This is a genomic window from Pseudobutyrivibrio xylanivorans (assembly GCF_008935055.1).
GTDB classification, from domain to species: Bacteria; Bacillota; Clostridia; order Lachnospirales; family Lachnospiraceae; genus Pseudobutyrivibrio; species Pseudobutyrivibrio xylanivorans_A.
The window spans coordinates 775208-799859 of the sequence record NZ_CP043028.1 but is presented as its reverse complement, the minus strand read 5'-3'; the positions used below and the strand labels follow the sequence as shown (position 1 = coordinate 799859).

The 24652-nt window shown below is 41.0% G+C and carries 22 protein-coding genes; 19 read left to right on the top strand and 3 right to left on the bottom strand.

All coding sequences use genetic code 11. The features are described from left to right. Positions 1-18 precede the first annotated feature (18 nt). The 3 genes from FXF36_RS03525 to FXF36_RS03515 form a co-directional block, all read right to left on the bottom strand. Positions 19-1296 (bottom strand): flagellar capping protein, encoded by a 1278-nt coding sequence (locus tag FXF36_RS03525; RefSeq protein WP_151622501.1) that lies wholly within the window; start codon positions 1294-1296, stop codon positions 19-21. 311 nt (positions 1297-1607) lie between these two features. After that, complete coding sequence (locus FXF36_RS03520; protein WP_151622500.1) at positions 1608-2639, bottom strand: glycosyltransferase; 1032 nt, start codon at positions 2637-2639, stop codon at positions 1608-1610. Between the two features lie 5 nt (positions 2640-2644). Then, positions 2645-4021 (bottom strand): ABC transporter substrate-binding protein, encoded by a 1377-nt coding sequence (locus FXF36_RS03515; RefSeq protein WP_151622499.1) that lies wholly within the window; start codon positions 4019-4021, stop codon positions 2645-2647. A 96-nt stretch (positions 4022-4117) separates the two neighbouring features. Between FXF36_RS03515 and FXF36_RS03510 the strand changes: the two genes are divergently transcribed. The 19 genes from FXF36_RS03510 (at position 4118) to FXF36_RS03420 (ending at position 24645) form a co-directional block, all read left to right on the top strand. Beyond that, on the top strand, positions 4118-4852 hold the full coding sequence (locus FXF36_RS03510) for a ComF family protein (RefSeq protein WP_151622498.1): 735 nt from the start codon (positions 4118-4120) through the stop codon (positions 4850-4852). 16 nt (positions 4853-4868) lie between these two features. Further along, the gene (locus tag FXF36_RS03505) at positions 4869-5276 is read left to right on the top strand and encodes a flagellar protein (protein ID WP_151622497.1); all 408 of its coding nucleotides are present in this window, start codon (positions 4869-4871) and stop codon (positions 5274-5276) included. Positions 5277-5404: 128 nt separating this feature from the next. Continuing rightward, on the top strand, positions 5405-5833 hold the full coding sequence (locus FXF36_RS03500; protein WP_151622496.1) for a hypothetical protein: 429 nt from the start codon (positions 5405-5407) through the stop codon (positions 5831-5833). 1 nt (position 5834) lies between these two features. Continuing rightward, positions 5835-6746, top strand: coding sequence for a hypothetical protein (locus FXF36_RS03495; protein ID WP_151622495.1), 912 nt, complete (start codon positions 5835-5837; stop codon positions 6744-6746). A gap of 59 nt (positions 6747-6805) precedes the next feature. Beyond that, positions 6806-7675, top strand: coding sequence for a diadenylate cyclase CdaA (gene cdaA / locus FXF36_RS03490; RefSeq protein ID WP_317617421.1), 870 nt, complete (start codon positions 6806-6808; stop codon positions 7673-7675). Then, positions 7672-8964 carry a CdaR family protein gene (locus FXF36_RS03485; RefSeq protein ID WP_151622494.1) on the top strand — a complete coding sequence of 431 codons (1293 nt, stop codon included), beginning with the start codon at positions 7672-7674 and terminating at the stop codon, positions 8962-8964. The genes cdaA and FXF36_RS03485 overlap by 4 nt, the downstream gene beginning before the upstream one ends. Before the next feature lie 5 nt (positions 8965-8969). Further along, complete coding sequence (gene glmM / locus FXF36_RS03480; RefSeq protein WP_151622493.1) at positions 8970-10319, top strand: phosphoglucosamine mutase; 1350 nt, start codon at positions 8970-8972, stop codon at positions 10317-10319. A gap of 113 nt (positions 10320-10432) precedes the next feature. Further along, positions 10433-10699, top strand: coding sequence for an HPr family phosphocarrier protein (locus FXF36_RS03475; protein WP_151622492.1), 267 nt, complete (start codon positions 10433-10435; stop codon positions 10697-10699). A gap of 125 nt (positions 10700-10824) precedes the next feature. Next, entirely contained in the window at positions 10825-12513 is a 1689-nt protein-coding gene (gene leuA / locus FXF36_RS03470; protein WP_151622491.1) for a 2-isopropylmalate synthase, read from the top strand. Positions 12514-12593: 80 nt separating this feature from the next. Further along, positions 12594-13454: a dTDP-4-dehydrorhamnose reductase gene (gene rfbD / locus FXF36_RS03465; protein WP_151622490.1), complete on the top strand. Its 861-nt coding sequence runs from the start codon at positions 12594-12596 to the stop codon at positions 13452-13454. Between the two features lie 10 nt (positions 13455-13464). Next, a complete protein-coding gene (gene rfbA, locus FXF36_RS03460; RefSeq protein ID WP_151622489.1) occupies positions 13465-14343 on the top strand; it encodes a glucose-1-phosphate thymidylyltransferase RfbA in 879 nt (292 codons plus the stop codon). Between the two features lie 183 nt (positions 14344-14526). Next, complete coding sequence (gene rfbC, locus FXF36_RS03455; protein WP_151622488.1) at positions 14527-15102, top strand: dTDP-4-dehydrorhamnose 3,5-epimerase; 576 nt, start codon at positions 14527-14529, stop codon at positions 15100-15102. A 41-nt stretch (positions 15103-15143) separates the two neighbouring features. Further along, positions 15144-17789: a glycoside hydrolase family 25 protein gene (locus tag FXF36_RS03450; protein ID WP_151622487.1), complete on the top strand. Its 2646-nt coding sequence runs from the start codon at positions 15144-15146 to the stop codon at positions 17787-17789. 135 nt (positions 17790-17924) lie between these two features. Next, positions 17925-19313: an exopolysaccharide biosynthesis polyprenyl glycosylphosphotransferase gene (locus tag FXF36_RS03445; protein WP_151622486.1), complete on the top strand. Its 1389-nt coding sequence runs from the start codon at positions 17925-17927 to the stop codon at positions 19311-19313. Between the two features lie 27 nt (positions 19314-19340). Further along, entirely contained in the window at positions 19341-20543 is a 1203-nt protein-coding gene (locus FXF36_RS03440) for a glycosyltransferase (RefSeq protein WP_151622485.1), read from the top strand. 114 nt (positions 20544-20657) lie between these two features. Beyond that, positions 20658-21752 carry a glycosyltransferase family 4 protein gene (locus FXF36_RS03435; protein ID WP_167511278.1) on the top strand — a complete coding sequence of 365 codons (1095 nt, stop codon included), beginning with the start codon at positions 20658-20660 and terminating at the stop codon, positions 21750-21752. A 139-nt stretch (positions 21753-21891) separates the two neighbouring features. Next, positions 21892-23082 (top strand): oligosaccharide flippase family protein, encoded by a 1191-nt coding sequence (locus FXF36_RS03430; RefSeq protein ID WP_167511277.1) that lies wholly within the window; start codon positions 21892-21894, stop codon positions 23080-23082. A 13-nt stretch (positions 23083-23095) separates the two neighbouring features. Then, positions 23096-23983 (top strand): formyltransferase family protein, encoded by an 888-nt coding sequence (locus FXF36_RS03425; RefSeq protein ID WP_202880056.1) that lies wholly within the window; start codon positions 23096-23098, stop codon positions 23981-23983. Further along, positions 23983-24645: a PIG-L deacetylase family protein gene (locus FXF36_RS03420; RefSeq protein WP_151622482.1), complete on the top strand. Its 663-nt coding sequence runs from the start codon at positions 23983-23985 to the stop codon at positions 24643-24645. Before FXF36_RS03425 ends, FXF36_RS03420 begins: the two co-directional genes overlap by 1 nt. Positions 24646-24652: the final 7 nt, after the last annotated feature.

The window sequence follows — 24652 nt, the reverse complement described above, 5'->3', positions numbered from 1 at the left end:
CAAGAGCGTAAGATTTATTTACAGACCGTAATTCACCATCATTCCTGAGTACTGACTAGTCGCATAAGGTGCAGTGAGAGTTTTACCCGGATTCTTGTATTCCACAACAGCTTTATCCACATAAGCCATTGGATTTATCGACGCCTTAGATGCCGCAGATCTAACAGCTGATTTTAATTCATTAAGTGTTGAGAATGCGGAAGCCTTGTCATCACTGTTGATTACATCTGCAAGTCTTTCACTGTCCAAGCTAAGATGTCCATTTTCATCAGCTGTAATTCCAACAAAAGCAAGACTTTCAGTCATTCCCCTGGCAATAGATGAAATCTCGTTAAACAGGGTACGATTCTGATGCGCGCCTGTATATCTAAGTCCAACATCTATCATTCCATTGTAGCTGTCAAGCATCTGATTTACACCATCAGTGAGTGCTTCAGTATCATTCTTTAGTCCAATTGTAACTTCACCGTTTGTCGGAGCTTTCAAATATAACTCGTAGGCTTTGTTTACAGTGAACACATTTGAAAGGGACTGGTGTTCAGTTCCATTTAGTTTAAAGTCAGAGTTGCTTGGCTCTTGCGTGACTCTTGAAATTCCAAGTATATCTAGCTCGTCTCGGGAAATAGTTGATGAAATGTTGAACAGTCGGGTCTCGTCTTCCCCAATTCCTGTTGCTTTAGAAGAAACCTGAATGGCATTTGATGCGATTCGATTAGTAATCAGCTGGGCATTCAAGCCAACATCTGAAGTATTGATAAGGCGTACAATCTTGTTTTGGATTGCCAGATTGTCCTCTCCTGGATTTACGTTGAACTGGAACTCGTAAGAATGATTCTTAATGTCTAAGTCGAAGGTATATTGGCCAGGCTTGAAGTTCATGTCCTGCGGAGCCAGGAAGTTTCCTGTATTAATCTGAGGCTTGGCCAAGGAGTCGACCTCTATTGTGAATTCCTCAGTGGAACCAGTCTCCTCATCACCTACATAAGCAGCCTCGATGGTATTTGGATCCGAAGATGAGGCAATTCGTTTGCTGAGAATAGATTCTATATCTTCGCCATTAGAGGTCAAATTAGAAACAGAGATAGACATCGAATTCGCATGCTCCTTAATATCGATAGCAAATTGCCCCATGTCCTCGGTGTCCTTAATCTTGTAGAGAGGAGAGTCCTTATTGGCCTTGACTATTTTGTTGTATGTATCGCGCAGTTCGCTTTTTTTGTGGGATTCATAGCGTGAGCCTATGCTATCGCCATAGGTCGACATGAAATAGTTGTACGCTGAATCGATGCGTGCCATAAGACGTCCCTCCTTTCTTCCATGAATGTGTTGCCTTCGACACTCCTTTGTCTACTCTGGGACTTACTTAGAAAAATGTATTCACTTCTAGCTATAATTATACTTATAGCTACTATCATAATACCACAAGTTAAATAGTTTGAAAACCCACTAGATTTTGTAATATATTCAGATAATTTACCAAACCTAGTGGGTTCCTTCGCCCACGCTAGTTACGTCAACAAAAGCCTATACCTTCACGTCGCGAGATTGGCTCCTAAGGAGGTATAGGCTTTGTTAACTACTAGCTTATGTTGAGAAATTCATATAGGTTAGCTGAATGATTTGTAAATAGCGAGTATGTTCTTGCAATACGTATCAAGATTGTCGAAGGACGCAGCGCGAAGCTTTGCAGTACGGGATTTGGCTTCGTAAACGCCAGAGTCTGATAGTAATTCGTCTATGCTATTTACGTAGGCGGTGGTGTCGCAACAGATATATCCGCAGGAGTCGTTGATAATATCTGAGAGGCCTCCTACACCAGAGCATACTACTGGCTTGCCAAGAGACATAGCTTCTAGGGCAACAAGACCAAAACCTTCAAAGATTGAAGGCATTAGCAGAAGCTTTGCGGTTTTCATATATTTGTAGACATTATCCTGAAAGCCCTCGAAGTGAACATTAAGGCCTTGGCTTGTTGCGTAAGCCTGACACTCATCTAAAAGCTCTCCATTTCCAACCATTCTAAATGTAAGATCATCATGGTATGGAATAGCTTCAAAAATCTTTATAGCGCCAAGTGGGTTTTTGGCTTCGTTGAAACGACCAACATATAGGATATCTGAACTGCCAGCCGATGCAGTCTCGCCGGCTTCAAGAACCTGTTTTACAGAAAAAGGATTTCCAAGTGTTGTGATTGGACACTTCAACGCTCCGCTGTACACATATTCATTTGCCACAGCATCGGAAACAGCAATTATCTGGCTGAACCATCTGCTGGCTATCATATATGAAATTGAATTAGGGTGTAATGGATTTTTCAACCAAAGTGGATTGCAGTGGATGTGCGAAATCACTGGAACGCGTCCTTTTAGAGCAAAGCCACAAAGCACACTTGCAGTAAAATCGTGGGCCTGAACAACAGTCGGTTGTAGTTCATCCACAGCCTTTTTAATTTCAGAAATAGTGAGAGCGTCGATGCCGCGATAGCAATCATAAAGACCAATAGATTTTAATTTGTCTTCAATTGGTCCGTGAGGAGCCATATAAATGAACTCCTCATGACCTGAAAGACCTTTGATAATCTGGCACACTACATTTTCTGCACCAGAATAGATGTTGGATTTGATTACGTGAAGTATCATAAGCTTTATTCTTCTCCTGAGGCAGTGTATCGAGTAGTTGTACTGCCATACTCGTAAGTTTCAAGGAATTCAGTGAGCTCCTTGAAAGATTTTGGAAATTCCTTGCCGAGCTGTTCGGCAATTGTACCGTTGTAAAGCTTAACAGAATTATCGGAATCAACGCTTCCGATTTTGATTGTACTAATATCGCCTTCATTGAAGACCTTTACGGCCTTCTTTCCAGCAGCATAGCCTAGAGCGTATGGATCTGAGAAAAGTGTAACAAGGGCATGCTCACCGATTGTAGTGTCACCTGCCACGATTGTAACGCCGTTCTCGGTGGCAATGTTTCCGATGGTTTCCATCTGGTCAGAAAGAATGCTGCCGAATGGAATATAAATTGCAGAGCATTCTGAGCAGGCTTCCTGAATTAGACTTTCAAGTGTGATTTCTTCAGGCTCTTCCTCGTTGTTCTTGGAATCTGTTTTTGAAACAGTGTTCTCAGTATCTTCTTCATCGGAAGATTCTTCGACTACCTCTGTCTCTGGAACAACCTTTCCACTGGTCCAAAACTGTGAAACAAGGGCAACACGGGTGGAAGAGGTAGAGTTAAGACCAAGGATTGTATCTTCTCCCAAAGCGATAACATCATTATCCATACCTTGCTTAGCAGAGGATGCCACGTACTTGCTAGGAGTCAACGCGGTGGAGTTTTGCTCCTCCTGCTCACCAATTGATGTTGCTGTATCAGATGCAGGAATCAGATATTCCTTCCAAGGGATTCCAGCCTGGTCTAAATAAGCCTCAAAAATCTCGTTTTGATAGATAGCATCAGTATCCTCAGGGGAGAAGAGGATGCCTACAGTCTGTAAATCATCGGTTGCTTCTATCATAAGTGAAACCTGATCAACAATGCTAGGCTTTGAGCTTACGCCAGTGATATTTGTGTTGGTAGTATTATCCCAGCTCTTACCGTTAAGGCTTGCGATACGAAGTGTACCCTTGAAATCAACAATACCTGTAGCTACGATTGGAATAATATCGGTAGCATTCTTTGCTGATAAAAGAGTTGATTTACCAGCAGTAAAAATCATATCTGGTGACTTGGTGATAGCATTTGCTGCAAGCTGATCACTAGTCTGATCCTCGTTCACAACGGAGGTGCTGATTGAAAAATGCTCATTGCCTAGATAATCCGTGAGGCAATCAGTGAAGCCCTGAAGAAGAACCCTATTATAAGTATTGTCTTCTGATAAAAGTGCTGTTATATTATACGAATATGAATCGCTTTCAGATTCTTCGTTTACCTCATCTTTTGGTGTGTCAGCAGATTTTTTTCCACATCCAACTAGGGAAAATGTCATTGTTGCTGCCAAAATCAAACTTAATAATCTTTTTTTCATATTAATATGTAAATCCTTTTAAACTAAATCAAATTTATAAAATAGGTGAGTCAATTTTAATGACAAAACCTAAATAAGTCAATTATAAGGAGAAATATGAATTCCTACCTAAGATATATTATAGACGTAAGTTTGGGATTATTGTATCCAAAACGTTGTGTGGCTTGCGATAATGTTTTATTGAAAATAGAAAAAGAAGCAGGTTTTTGTCAGTCTTGTCAAAAGAAAATCAGGCTTGTTGGAAAAGACTATTGTCTGAAATGTGGTGCGCCAGTTAACAATCCACAGGCGGAGTTTTGCACAAGCTGTAAGAATGCCAGCCATGTTTATACACAAAATAAAGCAGTTTTCAGATACTCAGGTGATATGAAAAATGCCATGTATAGATTTAAATATAGTAATAAACGGTGTTATGGCAAGGTGTTTGCCAAATATGCAGTAAAAAGCTATGGAAAATGGCTACAGCAAAATAACATAGAAGCAATAATTCCTGTTCCAATGTACCAGAAAAAGGAGAGGAAGCGTGGGTACAATCAGGCAGAGATTTTTGCAAAGGCACTTAGTGATGTAAGTGGTATTCCCGTTAATTCAAAAATAGTCAGACGAAATGGTGATACTGTAGCCATGAAACAACTAAATAGTCTAAAAAGAAAGAAAAATCTGTTAAAAGCTTTTAGTTTGGCAAAAAATGATGTACAATTTAAAAAAGTGCTTATAGTAGATGATATTTACACAACAGGGACAACAATGGATGAAGTAGCCAAGATACTTAGAAGCGGCGGAGTTCAAGAAGTATATGGCATGTGCGTATGCATAGGAGAAACCCAATAATCAGGAGGTATCATTTATGGATGTTCGTAACTGTAGAACTTGTGGAAGATTATTCAATTATCTTGGGGGACCAAATATCTGCCAAGCCTGCCGCGATGAAACTGAAAAGAAGTTCCAGAATGTAAAGGAGTATATCCGAGAAAATCCACGAGCTTCCATTCAGGAAATATCAGATGCTAATGAAGTTTCTACAAATCAGCTTCGTCAGTGGATTCGTGAGGAGCGCCTGCAGTTCTCTGATGATTCTCCAATAGGAATTGAGTGCGAGATTTGTGGTGCAACAATTAAGACAGGTAAGTATTGTGATAATTGCAAGAACAATACAGCTAATGCTCTCGCAAAGTCTATTGAAAAGCCACAGGCACCAGAACGACCTAAGGAGAAACCAAAGAAAGAAAACAAGATGCGCTTCATCCAGAAGTAAAATACAATACTAAAGAATTCTAAAGACCTACCGGTTCTTCCGGTAGGTGTTTTTTTTAGAAACTGTTTATGCTATACTGATTCTGATTTACTATGCATTTTTATAAAAATCACTTAAGAGGATAATGTATGATTAACGAAGAACGCGTTAGGCATATGACTTCCATGGCTATTTTCGAGAAAGAAATGGGCCCGGAGTATCAGCCGATGCTTCGCTATTCAAAGAAAGAATATATTGCACTACACGGTTGGGGCGGCTTTTTGGCTGGCACGATTTTCTTTGGTGCGATTTATGCAGGAATAGTGATATATCTGGTTAGCAATGTCATAGAGAATATTACTACCATGTACTTTTTAATAATTGCCTTGGTGGGTCTTGTAGCTTATGCATTTTACATTATTATTCATGTTCACGGCTCAAGACTGAGGGCTGCCAGACGGTACAAGCGTGGCAAGCGCCTTATTAAGGAGCTTGGAGCTAAATACACGAAGCTTAGTCACATGTATGAAGCCGAGGTACAACAGACAAAACCACTGCTAGCTAGAGAGGATTTCTAGAATGAACGCTTTTATTAGATTACGAGATGACATACGAAGATTTGTGCTTTCGCGAGAAATACTTTTCTTAAAAATATGGAGTGCCCTGGTAGCTTTTGTTGGACTTATGTGTATACGATCTAACTTTGGACACAACAAGCAGCTAAGTCAGATGTGGGTTTCCATAATCATTGCAATTGTTTGTGCGTTTTTCCCTATTCAGGGCGTTTCGATGATTCTCGCTATTGTTTTATTGATTGATTTGGTATCACTCAGCCCACAGGTTGCAATCGTTGCACTAGGATTAATGGTTGTGGGTTACTTGGTTTGTGCATATTTCAGAAGCAAGAATACGTACAATATGGTTACGGTTCCAATTTGTTATTCGTTTAACTCACCATATGTTATGGCTCTCGGAGCTGGGCTTATGTCTAATATCAACGAGCTTACATCTATTGTATGTGGCTCTGTTGTTGCATTTTATCTTCACGTAATAAAGGACAACACAACTGCTATCGTTGATGAGACTTCTGAGGTCAATGTAGTGACACTGGTTCAGGAGCAGATGATCGGAAACCGAATGTTTTGGTTCTTTATCATTGCAATGGTGGCAATGTTTTTAGTTGTTTACCTTCTTAGACAGGCCAGCATCAATATGTCATGGATAATTGCAAATGTAGCAGGCGTAGCAGTTGAATTTATCATTATGCTTGCAGGACTTTTGCTTACAAGTCAAAAGGGCGAGATTCCAGGACTCATTCTTGGGAATATCATTGTTTTACTAGTTGGTGTGATTTTGAATTACTTTGTTATGGATTTGGATTACTCACGAATTGAGAAAGTTCAGTTCGAGGATGACGATTATTATTATTACGTCACAGCAGTTCCTAAAATCCGCATTGCTGAAGAAGATAAAGAAATTAAGAAGATATAAAAATAGAAGATTTAACTTATAAAAACAATCCCTGATAGGGGTAGTAAGGAAGTGAATCGGTGGTAGATTTTGTCAATGCAATGGATGCCTTCATCGATGATTATTTCAATGTAAATATTCCCGATGTTTCCATCACAGACGCAATCGAGGTTATCATAATTGCATATTTCATGTACCACCTGCTTGTTTGGGTGAAAAACAGCAGGGTGTGGATGCTAATTAGAGGCGTGCTTATCATCATGCTTTTCTTCTTAGTTGCGGCTATTTTCCAGATGAACACAATCCTTTGGTTGGGCGAGAAGCTGGTATCGGTAGCAGTGACGGTGCTTATTGTCGTGTTCCAGCCGGAGCTGCGTAGAGCTTTGGAGCAGATTGGTCGAAGGAAAATCACCTCGCTATTTTCGTGGAACATACTTAAAACTGGCGCAAAGAAGTTTGATGATTCTACTATCGTAGGCCTTGTTACAGCCTGCTACGAAATGGGCGCAGTAAAGACAGGTGCGCTTATTGTTGTTGAAAATGACATGCAGCTGACCGAATTTGAGAGAACCGGTATTGGTATTGATGCGGTTGTCAGCCGCCAGCTGCTTATTAATATTTTTGAAAAAAACACTCCGCTTCACGATGGCGCAGTAATTGTTAGAGGAGACAGGGTAGTTTCTGCTACCTGCTATCTGCCACTTTCTGATAACATGGCGCTCTCAAAGGATTTGGGAACAAGACATCGTGCAGCTGTTGGTATCAGTGAGGTTTCTGATTCACTTACAATTGTTGTTTCAGAGGAGACAGGTACAGTTTCCTATGCAAGGGAAGGTCGTATCGTTCGCGATGTGAAGGAAGATGAGCTTATTGCAGAGCTTAGAAGGCTTCAGAATCCTGATGAAGAAACAAGCAAAACAGAAGCAGCAGAAAAGGAGGGCAGAGCATGAAGCAGAAGATTATAAATGCCCTCACAAAGGATATCGGATTAAAGATACTTGCAATTATCTTTTCATTTTTCCTTTGGTTGGTTGTTGTAAATATTGATGATCCAAAGCAGACAAGGACATTCACATCTGTAGTTACAGTTACAAATGCAGATGTTTTGACACAGGCTGGAAAGCTTTACGAGATAAAGGATGGAGTTAATACAGTAAGCTTCCGTGTTACAGCAAAGCGATCCATTATTGAAAAACTCTCACCATCAGATTTTTCTGCGATAGCAGATATGAATAATCTGGAAAACGCTGAGAGAATACCGGTTACTATCGCTGCAAAATCTTATGCAAACTATGTAACCATTTCTAGCAGACAGAATTATTTGTATGTTATTTTGAAGGATTTGACCACAGAGCGTTTTGTTATAAGTGCCCAGACCTCTGGAACACTGGAGCCAGAGCTTGCAGTGGAGGAGGTTACCTGTAGTCCAACAGTCATAACTGTGACAGGCCCACAGGAAGAGGTGGAAAAGATTGCAAGTGTTGTGGCTACGGCCAATATCACAGGTGTTAGCAGCAACTTTACTGAGAATGTTATCCCGAAGTTTTACGATAAGGATGGCGAGACTGTTGATACATCAAACTTCAATTTGTCAGTATCTACTGTCAGCGTTAGTGTAGCATTCGTAAATACAAAGGCAGTTGATATTGTGGTTAAGACTAGCGGTACGCTTTCACCGGAATTGACACTGGGTTCAATCAAGACTGACCCATCGTCAGTTATGATTATAGGTGAAGCTAGTGCACTTAACGATGTTAGCAACATCACTATTCCAGATACAGTTATTAATTTATCGAACCTTACAGGTTCATTTACAACTTCAGTTGATATTAGTTCTTACCTGCCAGATGGTGTTCAGCTTTCAGAGGGAACATCTTCCAAGGTTGCAATTTATGTTACAATGGCTGGCGAGACTGCCTCAACAGTAGATGTTCCAGCTGAGAATATTGAGCTGAAGAATGTTCCGCGAGGATTGGCAGCCGCCCTTGACTCAAAGACCGTTACGGTGAATGTATTCGGAAGCGAGCAGGCATTGGCTTCACTGAAAGCAGATTCAGTAAAGGGATATATCGACTGTACAGCTCTCGGAGAGGGCGAGGGACAGAATGCAGTATTGCAGTTCGAGAATGTTGATGGAGTAACTATTCAAAATACATCAGTCACGGTTTCAGTAATCGCAGATCCAAATGCAACAGAAGAGGATAGTGCGACAGAAAGTGATGAAACGAAAGAGGATTAATTAATATGGGAAGATTATTTGGTACAGACGGAGTCAGAGGAGTAGCAGGCTCAGAACTTACTATAGATTTGGCTCGTTCACTTGGTCAGGCAGGTGCTTATGTGCTTACAAAAGAGGCTAGTCATCAGCCTACAATTATTGTTGGCTGTGACACTCGTATCTCAGGTACTATGCTTGCTTCAGCACTTATGAGTGGTATTTGCTCAGTTGGTGCAAACGCCGTATATGTTGGTGTGCTTCCAACACCAGCAATTGCTTATCTTACACGCAAGCACAAGGTCGATGCAGGTGTTGTTATTTCAGCAAGTCATAACCCAATGGAATTTAATGGAATTAAGTTCTTCAATGGTGATGGATTCAAGCTTTCAGACGAGCTCGAGGATGAGATTCAGGCCCTTATTGAAAGTGGTATGAAGGGTATTAATCTCCCAACTGGTGCTGAAATCGGAAAGATTGATTATCGTTTTGATTTAGGTCGCGAGTACGTTGATTTCCTTAAGCACACAGTGCCACTTGATTTATCAGGTCTTAAGATTGTTATTGACTGTGCAGAGGGAGCTTCTTATCGTACAAGCGTTGCATGCCTTTCAGAGATGGGAGCAGAGCTTATCACAATCCACAACAATCCAGATGGAACAAACATCAACAGCAACTGTGGCTCAACTCACATGGATGAGCTTAAAGCCCGTGTTGTTGCTGAAAATGCACAGGTTGGACTTGCATTTGATGGTGATGCTGATAGAATGCTTGCAGTAGATGAGAAGGGGCGTCTTGTTGATGGCGACCAGATTATGGCAATCTGCGCAAAGCATATGAAGGATAAGGGTACTCTTAAGAAGGATACCTGCGTTGTTACTGTAATGACAAACCTTGGATTCACACTCATGGCTAAAGAACAGGGCATAAATGTAGAGTCTACAAAGGTTGGCGATAGATATGTTTTAGAAAATATGCTTGCTAATGGATATAATATCGGAGGCGAGCAGAGTGGACATGTTATCTTCCTTGATGACAATACCACTGGTGATGGATTGCTTTCCGCACTTCACCTTCTTCGTGTAATGGTTGAGACAGGCAAGCCACTTTCAGAGCTTGCATCTATTATGGAGGTACTTCCACAGGCTCTTGTGAATGCAAAGGTTCCAAATCACAAGAAAGAGAGCTACATGGAGTATCCTGAGATTGCTACAGCAATCGAAAAACTTGGGGAGAAGTTCGCTGGCGAAGGCCGAGTTCTCATCCGTCCATCTGGCACAGAGCCACTGGTTCGTGTCATGATAGAAGGAAAGGATCAGGCAGAAATTGAGGCTGACGCAAAAGCGTTAGCAGAATTAATCACGAAAACGATATTATAGATCCAGTGCTTAGTTAACAATATAATATTTTGCTGAAAGGAACATTTAGTGACTAAAAGAAAACATATTTATTGTTAACGTAAAACACTGTTCATAGAGTAGGATATTGAGTTATGGTTTCTAAAAAAGTGAAGATAAAGAATGCGACAGGGTTGCACTTGCGCCCAGCGGGACTTCTATGCGAAATTTCAATGAAGTATAGCAGCAAGGTGACCTTTCACACTGACAATAACTACGAGGCGAATGCAAAATCAGTACTTAGCGTACTAGGCGCCTGCGTAAAGACAGGAGAGGAAATCGAAGTATTTTGCGATGGCATAGACGAGACTGAAGCTCTCGACGACATCGTAAATTCTATTGAAGCAGGATTAGGAGAATAGTTTAAATAGCCTGTAGGCATCAAGCTCTAAGGTCTCTTAGTGAGACATGTAGTCGAGCAGAGAGGCCTTAGGCTTGTAGCCGGAACAGGCGAGATATAATCTACATGTTTTAGGAGGACAGAATAATGTTGAACTACAAGCGTTACAAAGCAAACCCTGTGTTACAGTTCCCAGAACGTACCTGGCCGAACAAGCAGATTACTAAAGCCCCAATTTGGTGCTCAGTTGATCTACGAGATGGCAACCAGGCCCTCGTCGAACCAATGAATGTCGACGAAAAGATGGAACTATTTGACCTCCTAATTAAGCTAGGCTTTAAAGAAATTGAGATTGGATTTCCTGCAGCATCTCAAATTGAATTCGATTTTTTAAGACAGTTAGTTGCTGAAAATAAAATTCCAGATGATGTAAAAGTGCAGGTGCTTTCGCAGTGCCGTGAGGAATTGATAGATCGTACCTTTGAAGCTATTCAAGGTATTAAGAATGTTATTTTCCATATTTACAATTCAACATCTACTCTTCAGCGAGACGTTGTTTTCAACGCTGAAAAGGATGAGATTATCGAGATTGCAAAGAAGGGTACACAAATGGTGAAGGACCGTCTTTGCAAATATGATGGAAACCTTCAGCTTGAATATTCGCCAGAGTCTTTTACTGGCACTGAGGTGGAATTTTCACTTGATATTTGTACAGCTGTTCAGGAAACATGGGATCACGCAACAGATGCTCCTATCATTTTTAACCTTCCTGCAACAGTCGAGATGAATACACCAAATGTTTACGCAGACCAGATTGAGTGGATGAGCACACATTTTAAGGACAGAGATAATATTATCCTTTCTATTCATCCACATAACGACAGAGGAACAGGCGTGGCTATCACAGAGCTTGGACTTCTTGCAGGTGCAGACCGTGTAGAGGGAACACTCCTTGGAAACGGTGAGCGCACTGGAAACGTAGATATTCTTACAATTGCTTACAATATGTTTTCACAGGGTGTCAATCCAGAACTTAATTTGGATGATATCAAGGAAATTGTGGAAATTTGTGAGAGAGTTACAAAAATGCCAACAGACGCAAGACATCCATACGCTGGTGAGCTTGTGTTTACAGCATTCTCTGGTTCACACCAGGATGCAATAAATAAAGGCGTTAAAGCAATGCGCGAACGCCAAAACATGTATTGGGAGGTTCCATATCTTCCAATCGATCCGGCAGATATCGGCAGAAAGTATGAGCCAGTGGTTCGTATCAACAGCCAGTCTGGCAAGGGCGGCGTTGCCTTTGTTATGGATACAGTTTATGGCTTCAAGCTTCCAAAGAAGATGCAAAGAGAGTTTGCAGATGTTGTTCAGTACATTTCTGAAAAGCAGGGTGGAGAGGTTACACCACAGCGCATTATGGAGGCTTTCAAGTCTCAGTATTTAGAGAACAAGGAGCCACTTACACTGGAGTATGTGGTTATCCAGGACAGCAAAGAAACAGACGATACAGTTGCTGTGCTTGATTTCAGCTATCATGGAGAGAAGTTCCATTCAGAAGCTGAAGGAAATGGACCTATTGATGCCGTTAAGCTTGCTATCAAGCAGTGTGTTCCAGAGCTTGAGTTTACACTCATCGACTACACAGAGCATACACTTGCTCAGGCTCAGGGTTCTGGTGCTAAGGCTGCGGCATATATTGAAATGCGTGATGAGCGCCACGGCAATACCACTTTCGGCGTTGGCGTAAGCTCAAATATTACACGTGCGTCTATCCGAAGCCTGTTCTCTGCATATAACAGACTAATAGCTAAAGCTAAGGATTATGTGTAAATGATGCCAAACATTCAATTTTAGAAGTTAATCTTGAATATATTTTTGGCTGATTATATAAAAACGAGGTATAGGAAAGAATGAGAAAGATACTAGTAACTGGATGCAATGGCCAGCTTGGTCGTGCAATTCAAAAGGAGTATGGCAACGAGGTCGAGTTTATCTTGACAGACGTAGTTGAGGGGGAGATGATTTCTCCACTTAACATCATGGATTTAGATGAGGTACTTAGTTTTGTTGAGGCTAAGAAGCCAGATGTTATCATTAACTGTGCTGCAGCTACTAATGTAGATGGCTGCGAGAAGGATTGGGATTTTGCATATAAGCTTAATGCACTTGGTCCTAGAAACCTTGCTATTGCAGCTACAAAGGTTGGCGCAAAGCTTGTGCATGTTAGTACAGATTATGTATTCCCAGGCAATGCGACAAAGCCTATCACAGAGTTTGACCAGCCAGCACCAATCAGTGCTTATGGCAAGACAAAGTATGAGGGTGAGAAGTTTGTTCAGCAGTTTGCTGATAAGTGGTTCATCGTTCGCACAGCATGGCTTTATGGCGATGGAAAGAACTTCGTTAAGACAATGCTTAGCTTAGCTGAGAATCACGATGAACTTTCAGTTGTATGTGATCAGCTTGGTTCACCAACTTCAGCAGCAGAGCTTGCTCGCATGATTCATCATCTTGAGCCTACAGAGAACTATGGTATTTTCCATGGAACATGTGAGGGAGATACAAACTGGGCTGATTTCACAGAAGAGATTTTCAAGCTCATGGGAATCAATGTAAAGGTTAATCATGTGACTAGCGAGGAGTACAAGAAGATGAATCCAGCTAGCGCTGACAGACCACACTATTCAATTTTGGATAATTACATGCTTCGTCTCACAAGCGGCTATAAGATGGCTGATTGGAAAGATGCATTAAAAGAATATTTAGCATAAGGAGAAAAAAATGAAAGGTATTATACTTGCTGGAGGTTCCGGCACAAGACTTTACCCATTAACAAAAGCTATTAGCAAGCAGATTATGCCAATCTATGACAAGCCAATGATTTACTATCCATTGTCTACACTTATGTTGGCAGGTATCAGAGAGGTGCTTATCATCTCTACACCAAGAGATCTTCCAGTATTCGAGGAGCTCCTCGGAGATGGTTCACAGCTTGGTATGGATATTCAGTATGCAGTTCAGGAGCATCCAAACGGACTTGCTGAGGCATTTATTATCGGTGCAGATTTCATCGGAAGCGATGCTGTAGCTCTCGTGCTTGGCGATAACATTTTCTATGGCCAGTCATTCTCAAAGGTGCTTCTTTCAGCAGCTACAAGAACAGAATCTGAACCAGGTGCAACAATCTTCGGTTACTATGTTCGCGACCCAAGAGAGTATGGCGTAGTAGAATTCGACGAGAATGGCGTAGCAATCTCTATCGAGGAGAAGCCTGCTGAGCCAAAGAGCAACTATGCTGTTCCAGGACTTTACTTCTATGACAACTCAGTTGTAGAAATTGCAAAGACAATCAAGCCTTCAGCACGTGGAGAGCTTGAAATCACAGCAGTAAATAATGAGTATCTCAACCGTGGAAATCTCCATGTAGAGACACTTGGCCGTGGATTTGCATGGCTTGACACAGGAAACCATGATATGCTTCTTCAGGCAGCAGAGTTTGTAAGTACATTCCAAAAGAGACAGGGTATGTACATCTCATGCATCGAAGAAATCGCATACAAGCGTGGTTTCATCAACAAGGACCAGCTCCTCAAGCTTGCTGAGCCACTCATGAAGACTGCGTACGGACAGTATCTCGTAGACGTATCTAACGGATTATAATTTTTGAAGTAAGGAGAGAAAGCCTGAAATCAGATAGCACTATTAAAGGCAACTGACCTTGATGAGCCATCCCTACTTAGATGGTGCTTTAGCAGCATCTTATGTAGGGCAATGAGCGAATAAGAGCGCAAGCGTGTCAGTGATTTAATAGGGCTAGATGATTGAAAGGCTTGGGATTATTTTATGGCAATTACAGTTGAAAAAAATGTTAATGGTATTGAAGGCCTTTGCGTCATCACTCCAAAGGTATTTGGTGATGACAGAGGTTACTTCATGGAAACTTATAATGAGAATGATATGAAGGCAGAGGGATTGGACTATGTATTTGTTCAGGATAATCAGTCTGCAAGCAAGAAGGGCGTACTTCGTGGCCTTCATTTCCAGAAGAATTTTCCACAGGATAAGCTCGTTCGTGTAATCAAGGGCGAGGTTTATGACGTGGCTGTTGACCTTCGTGAAGGTTCAAAGACTTTTGGTAAGCACTATGGAATTCTTCTTTCAGAGGAGAACAAGAAGCAGTTCATGATTCCAAAGGGATTTGCTCATGGTTTCTTAGTAGTCAGCGAATATGCTGAGTTCTGCTACAAGGTTACTGATTTCTATCATCCAAATGATGAGGGTGGTCTTGCATTTGATGACCCAGATATCAATGTTCAGTGGCCAATTCCAGAGGGAATGACAAAGGAAGATTTGATTCTTTCTGATAAGGATAAGGTAAACGCAAGCTTTAAGGCATATTGCGAGGAACACGGTATTTAACTTGAATTCTTTTACTAGTTTAGTTTTTGGGAGATGATGATATGAGAGGATTTTTTGCAGGCCTAAAGTTTCTTTGGCGCAAACATACTGCTGTAAGAATTGTTGCAGCAGGAGTACTTGGGACTGCTACACTTGGCGCAGCAGGTGCAGGTATTTACACATTGATGCACGACGATATTCCACAGGAGGAAGAGGTTGTAGTTGAAGAGGTTGAGGTGGAAGAGGAAGCCGCAGCTGAGGATGTGTATATACCAGAATTCAAAAAGATTGTGCTCACAAGTGAATCCCTTGAAAAGGATTTAACAATCTACATTTCAGATGAGGAAGATAATGCCATTACTGGCGTACCTTTTTCAGTAAAGCTTTTGTCCGAAGAGAAGGCGAAGGATCTTCAAAGCTATATTGATAAGATTGATGAAATCAACACAGAGATTTCAGAGATGTCTGGCGAGTCAGCTCAGCAGGGAACACTGTTAGAAACTCTTCAAAATAGAAATGTTGATATTACAGTAACTGACGAAAATGGCGAAGTTGTTGAGAAGCAGAAGAGCAAAATAAAGGATGATCCTCTTTATCAGCTGTATCTTGATAAGGAAGAGGCAATCCAGTCATTTGGAATGGCTCTTAAGGATGCGGATGGTAAAGTTTACACAGATGATGACGAGGATGGCATTATTGCTGAGAAGGAGCTTGAGCCTGGTGATTACGTTGCCTGTGTAATGTATGATTTCGACAATCAGCCGCTTTATGATTCTACAAGCCTGGCTACTCAGGTAAATGTTAAAAAGAAGGTTGAGTACAAGGTTCAGAAGGAAATTACAAAGCAAATTAAGAAGGACGTTGCCGCAGAGGACAATCAGCCTAAGGAGGTTACTCCAGTTGAGGAGACTCTGAAGGACACTCAGGAGTACGTTCCTTCAAGCAAAGCAGAAAATGGAAGTGCTGTAAAATCTATTTCTGGTGCAGATATCACAGCTCCAAAGAGCACGGCAAGTGCAAGCAAGGCAACGAAGAAAGATGGCGCAAAGACATCTGTAACTCATGAGGTTAAGGTAGCTGCCAAGGAACATAAAATCACTGTAAAAGATATTTACTATGATGAGGCTGCAACTTCAGTTACAAAAGAGGAAACAAGATCTTCAGAAGTGAAGGCTGTTGGAGTTGCCTATGAATATGCTCCACAAACCATTGATGGATATGAATGCATTGAAAAGATCAATGAAAAGGGAACTGTTGCAGATAAAGATATCGAAGTAGTCTTTAAATATAAAAAGGTAAAGACAGCGGCTGAAAAGAAGGCAGAAGAGGAGAAGAAAAAGCAGGAAGAAGAGGAAAAGAAGAAGGCGGAGGAAGAGAAAAACAAGCCAACTCCTAGCCCTTCACCATCTCCAAGTGCTACTCCAACTCCAGAAGCCACTCCGGAGCCAACACCTACTCCAGAGCCAACTGCTACTCCAACACCTACTCCGACTCCTACAGATGAGCCAACACCTACACCAGGTGAGGGTGATTCTGCAAAGCTTAAGGGCAGAGGTGGTCATGCTGTTAACACCAGCATTCAGTTTGTTGCTGCAAGGATTAAGAAATATGCTGCAGCTACAACAAACACCGAGAAAGCTACTTTGGATATGAGCTACTCAGGTGGAACATTTACAATCAGTGCAAGCGAGAATGTAAGTGCTGTTAAGGTAAATGGTACTGATGTTGCAATTAGCGGTGGAAAGGGAACTTTCACAGCTACAAAGGATGGAGATTACAAGCTTACAGGTCTTGCAACCTTCTCTGATGGATATCAGGATGGTGGACTTGTTGTAGTTTATACAGTGTCTGGTTATGGTTCGGCATCAACAGACCAGCTCAAAGACAAGGAAGGAAATGCATTATTCCTTGATGAGGGATTGACAAAGCCAGCTACAGTTGCTGACTATGGCAAGGATAAGAAATATTACTACAGAAGTTCAACCTTTGCATATTATGGATGGCAGACACTTGATGGAGCAAGCTATTACTTTGACAAGAATGGTAACAAGGTTACTGGTGAGCAGGTTATCCAGGGTGTAAAATACAATTTTGGCCCAGACGGAGCGCTCCTTGTAAAGGGAAATGGTATTGATGTTTCAAAATATCAGGGAAATATTGATTGGAATGCTGCTAAGTCGGCAGTCAGCTTCGCGATTATTCGCTGTGGTTACCGTGGACAGAATGATGGACAGCTCCATGAGGATCCATATTTCTACAAGAATATGAAGGGCGCAAAGGCTGCAGGAGTTGCAACAGGTATTTACATTTTCTCAAGAGCATTAAATGAAGCTGAGGCTGTTCAGGAAGCTTCAATGGCTGTTGCTATGGCGAACAAAGCAGGAGGATGTGCTTATCCAATTTACATCGATATGGAGGACACAACCAGAGGCCAGCACAACCTTTCAAATGCTCAGCGAGTTGCTATCGTAAATGCATTTGTATCAACAGTTCAGTCATCTGGCTACAAAGCAGGTTTATACTGCAGCAAGAACTGGATGACAAAGCGAATGGATGCAGGTTCAATTAGCGGTAGCTGCTACATTTGGATTGCTCAGTATAATACAAGCTGCACTTACACTGGCAAATATACAATGTGGCAATATTCAAGCAAGGGTTCCGTACCAGGTATAAAAGGGAACGTAGATATGAATAAGTCGTACTTCTAGCGTTTGACTGAAAACCGATAATTTATATTAAGTAAAGAACAAGTGTAGATAACAAGCTAATTCCTCTCCAGAGGCTCACATGTAGTGACCGTAGGAGAGTGGATTGCTTGTTAGCGTAACACTTGAACAGAAACTATGGATAAGAAAAATACAAATAACGTAGAAACTAATAAAAAAATATTTCGCTTTTTTAGTAGCGTGGTTTTAGTCGCTGTACTGGCCGCGCTATTTGGCGTTATGTGGTATATGCGATTGCAGATGCTGATGACACAGCGTTTCTTAAGCATTGGTAACTATTTGATGATTGGATTGTATGCTGTGCTTACAATTCTTGTAATCAATACATTCAAAGGATTTGCGATTGGAAGTGGTAGAATTTCTATCCTGACCATGTCACAGGCCATTGCCATGGGACTGGTTAATGCAATGGAATTCTTCATAGTAATTTTGATGACAAGAATTAAGTCATTGATGTGGATGACACTTGCCTACATCATTGTGCTTACAGTTGTGGATTGTGTTGCGGTACTTGCGGTAACCTTCATAAGTACCAAGGTATACCGAATGATTTTCCCTCCATTCACAATACTGAATATTTTTGGTCAATATGAAAATGATCTTGTTATCAAGATGAATCGTCGTGCAGACAAGTATCGTATTACTGGAGAGATGAGCTGCAGAGAGCCACTTGAAAAGATTACAAAAGAGCTTGAGAATTACGATGCAGTTCTTATCAACGATGTACCATCAGAAATTCGAAATGATATTGTAAAGGCTTGCTTTGCAACTGATAAGCGAGTTTATTTTACACCAAAGATTTCGGATATTCTTATTAAGGGGTCTGAGGAGGTTAATCTTTTTGATACACCTCTTTACCTGTGCAAGAATGTCGGAATGGATGGTATTTCTTCTGCAATCAAACGTGCTGGAGATATTTTGTTTTCAGGAATCGGAATCATTCTCACATCTCCTATTATGATTGTGACAGCTATACTTATCCACGCATATGATGGCGGACCAGCACTTTATAAACAGACACGTTGTACAATCGGCGGAAAAGATTATAAAATCATGAAGTTCCGCTCTATGATTCAGGACGCAGAGAAGGATGGTAAGGCGCGTCTTGCCAGCCAGAATGATGATAGAATTACACCTATTGGTCATTTTATCAGAGCGACAAGAATTGACGAGCTTCCACAGTTCTTCAACATTCTCAAAGGCGATATGTCAATTGTCGGTCCACGTCCAGAGCGTCCAGAGATTATTGCTGAGTATGTAAAGGAAGTTCCAGAGTTTGCTTTCCGTACCCACGTGAAGGCAGGTCTTACAGGTTACGCTCAGGTATACGGAAAGTACAATACAACAAGCTATGACAAGCTTAAGCTGGATATGATATATTGTGAGAAGTGTTCTGTACTTCTTGATATTCAACTAATACTTATGACTCTAAGAGTTATTTTTACAAGGGATGCAACAGAGGGTGTCGAAGAAGGCGCCATCAATGCTAATGTACATAATAAATAGCTGTGCAACAGCCGGAGAAGAATTGCTATGAAAAAAGCTTTAATACATGCCCATACTGCATATATGGTCACACAATTTAATATGGACAATATCAGAATTCTTCAAAGTCTTGGCTATGTTGTAGATGTAGCATGTTGTTGGCAGGATGATGATAGTGCGGTAAGTCCTGAGGCACTGCTTCAGCGAAGAAAGCAGTTGGATGGCTTAGGTTGTGGGATATTTGAGACTGCCAGTCTCCGAAAGATTTTGAATTTACCCGAGTTGGTGACAGCATATCACCAGCTTAAGAATGTAGTAGAAACCAACAGATATGAGATAGTTCATACTCAGTCACCTATCGGAGGCGTTATCTGTCGACTGGCTTGTCGTAAGGCAAGAAAGATATACGGAACAAGGGTTATCTACGCAGCTCATGGTTTTCACTTTTTTAAGGGAGCGTCTCGTTTCAACTGGATATTCTTTTACACAGCGGAAAAGTTCTGTAGCAAGTATACCGACCTGTTGATAACTATCAACAAAGAAGATTATGAAAATGGAAAACGGTTGAAAGCCAAGGATGTTGCTTACGTTCCAGGTGCAGGTGTAGATACCCACAAGTTTGTAGCTAGCCACGATGCCAGAGAACGAATCAGAGAGGAGCTAGAGATAGACGAAGATACTATCGTGCTACTATCTGTTGGTGAGCTTATTCCAAGAAAGAATCATGAAGAGGTATTTAAAGCTCTTAAAATGATGAAGGACAATGGAATACTTGCATCTCCTGATAGTGATGAACGTGTTCAGCCGAAGTACAAGCTAAAATATCTTGTGGCTGGTCGTGGTAAGATGAGAGCTGATTTAGAAGATATGATTGATGCTCTTGGCCTTAATGATTACGTGGAGATGTTAGGATTCAGAAATGATGTAGCAAACATCCTCGCAGCCAGCGATATCTACGTATTTCCTTCTCATCAGGAGGGCTTGCCTGTGGCACTTATGGAGGCAATGTCTGTTGGAATGCCTGTTGTCTGTAGCCGAATCCGCGGAAATGTGGATTTGATTGAGGAAGGTGTTGGAGGATATTTCTTTGACTCCAAGGATGCTTCGTCTCTTGTTACAGCTTTAAGAAAAGCACTTGCTGACAATGCAGGCCGACGAGCAGAAATGGGAGCTATAAATGTTGAAACAATGAAAGGCTTCGACAAATCCCGCGTAAACGAGGTAATGAAGGACATTTACAGTAAGGTTTAGTATTTAGATGAGCAAGATGTAGTTCAAAAGCTCATATCTCTCTGTAAGGAACATTTAGTGGCTAGAAGAGAGCATATGGCTTGTGAACGTAACATATTGCGGACTGGAGAGCATATGGTAGTCCTACATGTATCAAAGTCTAATACATATTCTGGTATGGAAAATGTTGCTATCAACATTATGAAATCTATGCCGGATGAAATTCGCTGTGTTTACCTCACAGCAACTGGTTCAGTGGAAACGAAACTACTGGAGCAGAACATCGAATACATCGGTATGGAAAAGGTTGATGAGAAGGCCATCAAGGAAGTTATCGACCAGGTGAAGCCAGATATCATCCATGCCTATGAGTATGATTGTAGCTTAATGTGTACAAAAGTTACTGATGAGATTCCAATTATCAGTCATCTTTACTCGATTCCGAATTGGGTCAGAAAAATAGGACCAAAATCCGTCATTTACGGCGGAGCATGCAAGAATTTTGTCAAAATCATCATTCCTGACAAAAATGTCGAGGAAAAAGCATGGTTTAAGGACAAAATGGAGGGCAAAACAGTTGTCCTTGGAATACCATTTAATGCGGTCAGCGTATTTGAAAAAGGGTACGTTGCCGGAACTGAAATGACTAAAGAAAAGCTTAACGGCTTTAAATCAGACTTATTATTTGTCGGCTATCTGAAGGATGATAAGAATCCTTACGAGTTTATCAAGCTAGTGGCCGAGATTAAGAAAAATCGCCCAGATATCAAAGCAATAATGGTTGGAGGCGGTGATTTAGGCAGTGAGTGCTTGAAACTTATAGGAAAGTTGGATTTGACCAACAATATCAAAATGGTTGGAATGCAGTATAATCCATATATTTACATGAATCAGACTAAGATTCTTGTGGTTCCATCAAAATTCGAAGGCTTTGGAATGGCGGCACTGGAGGCTATGGCTTTTGGAAAGCCAGTGCTTGGCAGCAAAGTAGGCGGATTAAATGTGACTGTGGATGATGGCTGCGGAAAGATTTGCGGAAATGACAAAAAGCCAATCGATAGAGAAGCTTTTATTTCAAATATAAATGAACTCTTGGATAACAGCGAGATATATCGTATGAAGTCCGAAGGGGCGAGAAGACGTGCCAAGGAATTAAATAACTTTGACACATACATGGAAGAAGTAGTTAAAATTTATGAGGATATTTACAACACTGCTAAACAAGCTTAAGAATGCGGATTTCATACTTGTTACATTATCTACAGTGGCTTGCTCGGCGATGTCATTCATATTTAGTGTATATTCAAAATCTAAGGTGCCGACAAATCCAATGGGTATATACAGCACCTGTCTAATTGTCCAAACATACATGAACTATGCGCAGTTTGGTGTGCTTAATGCATACAACAGGGACTATCCACAGGCTTTGGGCCGCAAGGATTTTGATGCAGCTAGAAAGATGAAGAATTCAGCCATGACTTTTATGCTCATGGTTTACGCATTGATATTCACAGTATTTGAGGCATGGGTATTGCTCCGATATCATGGAGTAATAGGTGTTGATCAGGAAAAAACGTACTATGCGTTTGGTTATGCCCTTTGCCCAATAATGATTCTACTGAAAAGCTTCGATGATATGTCAAACGCCACAGTGCGAATGAATGGTAAATATAACAAATCAGCCATAATTGGTTTTGTACGTACTGTTTTAGCTCTTGGAATAGGTATTTTAATCCTCAACATAGCAGGCTACTATGGACTTTATGCTATGACAATGTCTTCAGCAATTCTTGGAATTGTCCTTTTTCATAAGGATTCTATGAAGGGGGCAAGGCTTGAATTTGATTTTTCATATATGAAGCTGATGGTTCTTGGCGGACTTCCTCTACTTATAAACAGTTTGATTTGGACCATAGTTCAAAATGTAGACAAGCATGTTATTTTAACATTTATGGATACAGATGCCTTGGGAGTTTATACCGTTCCAACTATGGGCTTTACCACAATGGTATTGGTACCACAGACGATTTCCCAGGTATTTTATATAAAGATTTCTCATCTGTATGGAGCTCACCAGGATGAGAAGGAACTATTGGACAAGGCAGGATATTTCACCAGCATCACAGCTTTGATTTCCGGAGCAGCATGTCTGTTTGTATTCTATGTAATGCCAATTTTTGTACGGTTCTTCATGCCTGCATATACAGATGGAACAGTAGCTACGCAGATACTTGTCATTGGCGTTGCAATTTATGCCACTACAATGATTTACGGTAATATTTTCAGTGTTTTGAAATTGAATAAATCATTGATAGCCAATTCGGTGGCACTTTGCATTTTCAATATTATTTTTTCAAGCGCCCTTGTTGTGTTTGTAGAAAAAAGCATCAATATGGTTGCTATTGGAACAGGATTATCCTATGCTTTATATTCGTTGCTTTTGATTGTAAAGCTTTCAAGAAGGTTTAAATATTCATTTGGAAAGCTGCTTATAAAGAGCTGGGGACCAGCAATGGGACTGATAATTCCGGGACTTTTGGTTTATTTGTTAGTGATGTAGAAGAGGTATATAATTGAAATCGACTATTTTTATAGGCTGTGTGGAGAGTTCTTATACTCTCCTAGAGGCAATGCTTGAAAATGGATATATCGTGGACGGAATCATTACCATGGAAAGCTCGGCAATTAATGCGGATTTCAGGTCGCTGGTACCACTAGCGGAAAAATATGGTATTGATTGTATCTGTACGAAAAATATAAATGATGAAGAAACTGTAGGCTTTGTTCGTGACAAGGCACCAGAGGTTATCTACTGCTTTGGTTGGTCAAGGCTTATAGGCAAGGAATTACTTAGTATTCCGAAGTATGGTGTGATTGGATTCCACCCAGCGGCCATCCCTTTCAACAAGGGCAGACATCCAATTATTTGGGCACTGGTGCTTGGGCTTGAGAAGACAGCTTCATCATTCTTTGTAATGGATGAGGGAGCCGATACTGGTGATATTATCAGTCAGAAGGAAATCATTATTGATGAGACTGATGATGCCCAGAGCCTTTACGATAAAATTCTTGAGACTGCGAAGGTGCAGGTTCTCGAATTTACAAAGCAGTTTGCGGAGGATTCAGTGGTTAGACATCCGCAGGATCTAAATGCCGGAAATACATGGCGCAAGCGCGGTAGACTAGATGGGCAGATTGATTTTAGAATGTCCTGCAAGGCAATTTATAATCTGGTTCGAGGTCTTAGTCATCCTTATCCTGGTGCGCATATTGCAGTTGGAGAAAGAGATGTGAAGGTTTGGAAGTGTGAGTACATTATTTCCGATGAATTCACAAATCTTGAGCCAGGAAAGGTTCTAGAGGTTAATTCACCAACAGACTATGTTGTGAAAGCTTACGATGGCACCATTCATGTTCTTGATGGTGATCCAATGGATATAAAAGAAGGAGATTATCTCTAATGAATATACTTGTTATTTCGCCACATCCAGATGATGAAACACTTGGAGCAGGTGGAACACTTTTAAAGTTAAAGGCTCAGGGCCATCATATTTTTTGGCTTAATATAACAAATATGAAGACTGAATATGGCTACACCGAAGAGCGTGTCGCCGAGCGAAATGCTGAAATTGAGATTGTAAGAAAAGCATACGGATTTGAGGCACTTTATAATCTTGAGCTTGAGCCAGCCGGAGTTGATAAATACGATTTGGGTGACCTAATTCCAATTCTTAAGAATGTTTTGGAAGAGGTAAAGCCTGATGTACTATTTGTGCCTTACAAGCATGATGTTCATTCGGATCATCGTGTGATTTACGAGGCTATTTATTCCTGCACAAAGGCCTTCAGGGCTCCATACCTGAAGAATGTGCTATGTATGGAGATTATTTCTGAGACAGATCAGGCAGACCGTGAAAATGGATTTGTTCCAAATGTTTTCTTTGATGTAACGGATTACATCGACAAGAAAATTGAGATTATGAAGACTTATAAAAGCGAAATTGATGAGCCACCATTTCCTAGAAATGAAGATGCAATCAGAGGGATGGCTGCCTATCGTGGAGCAACTTCACACTATAAATATGCCGAAAGCTTTTATTTGGTAAAAAGCCGAATGGATTAGGAGATAA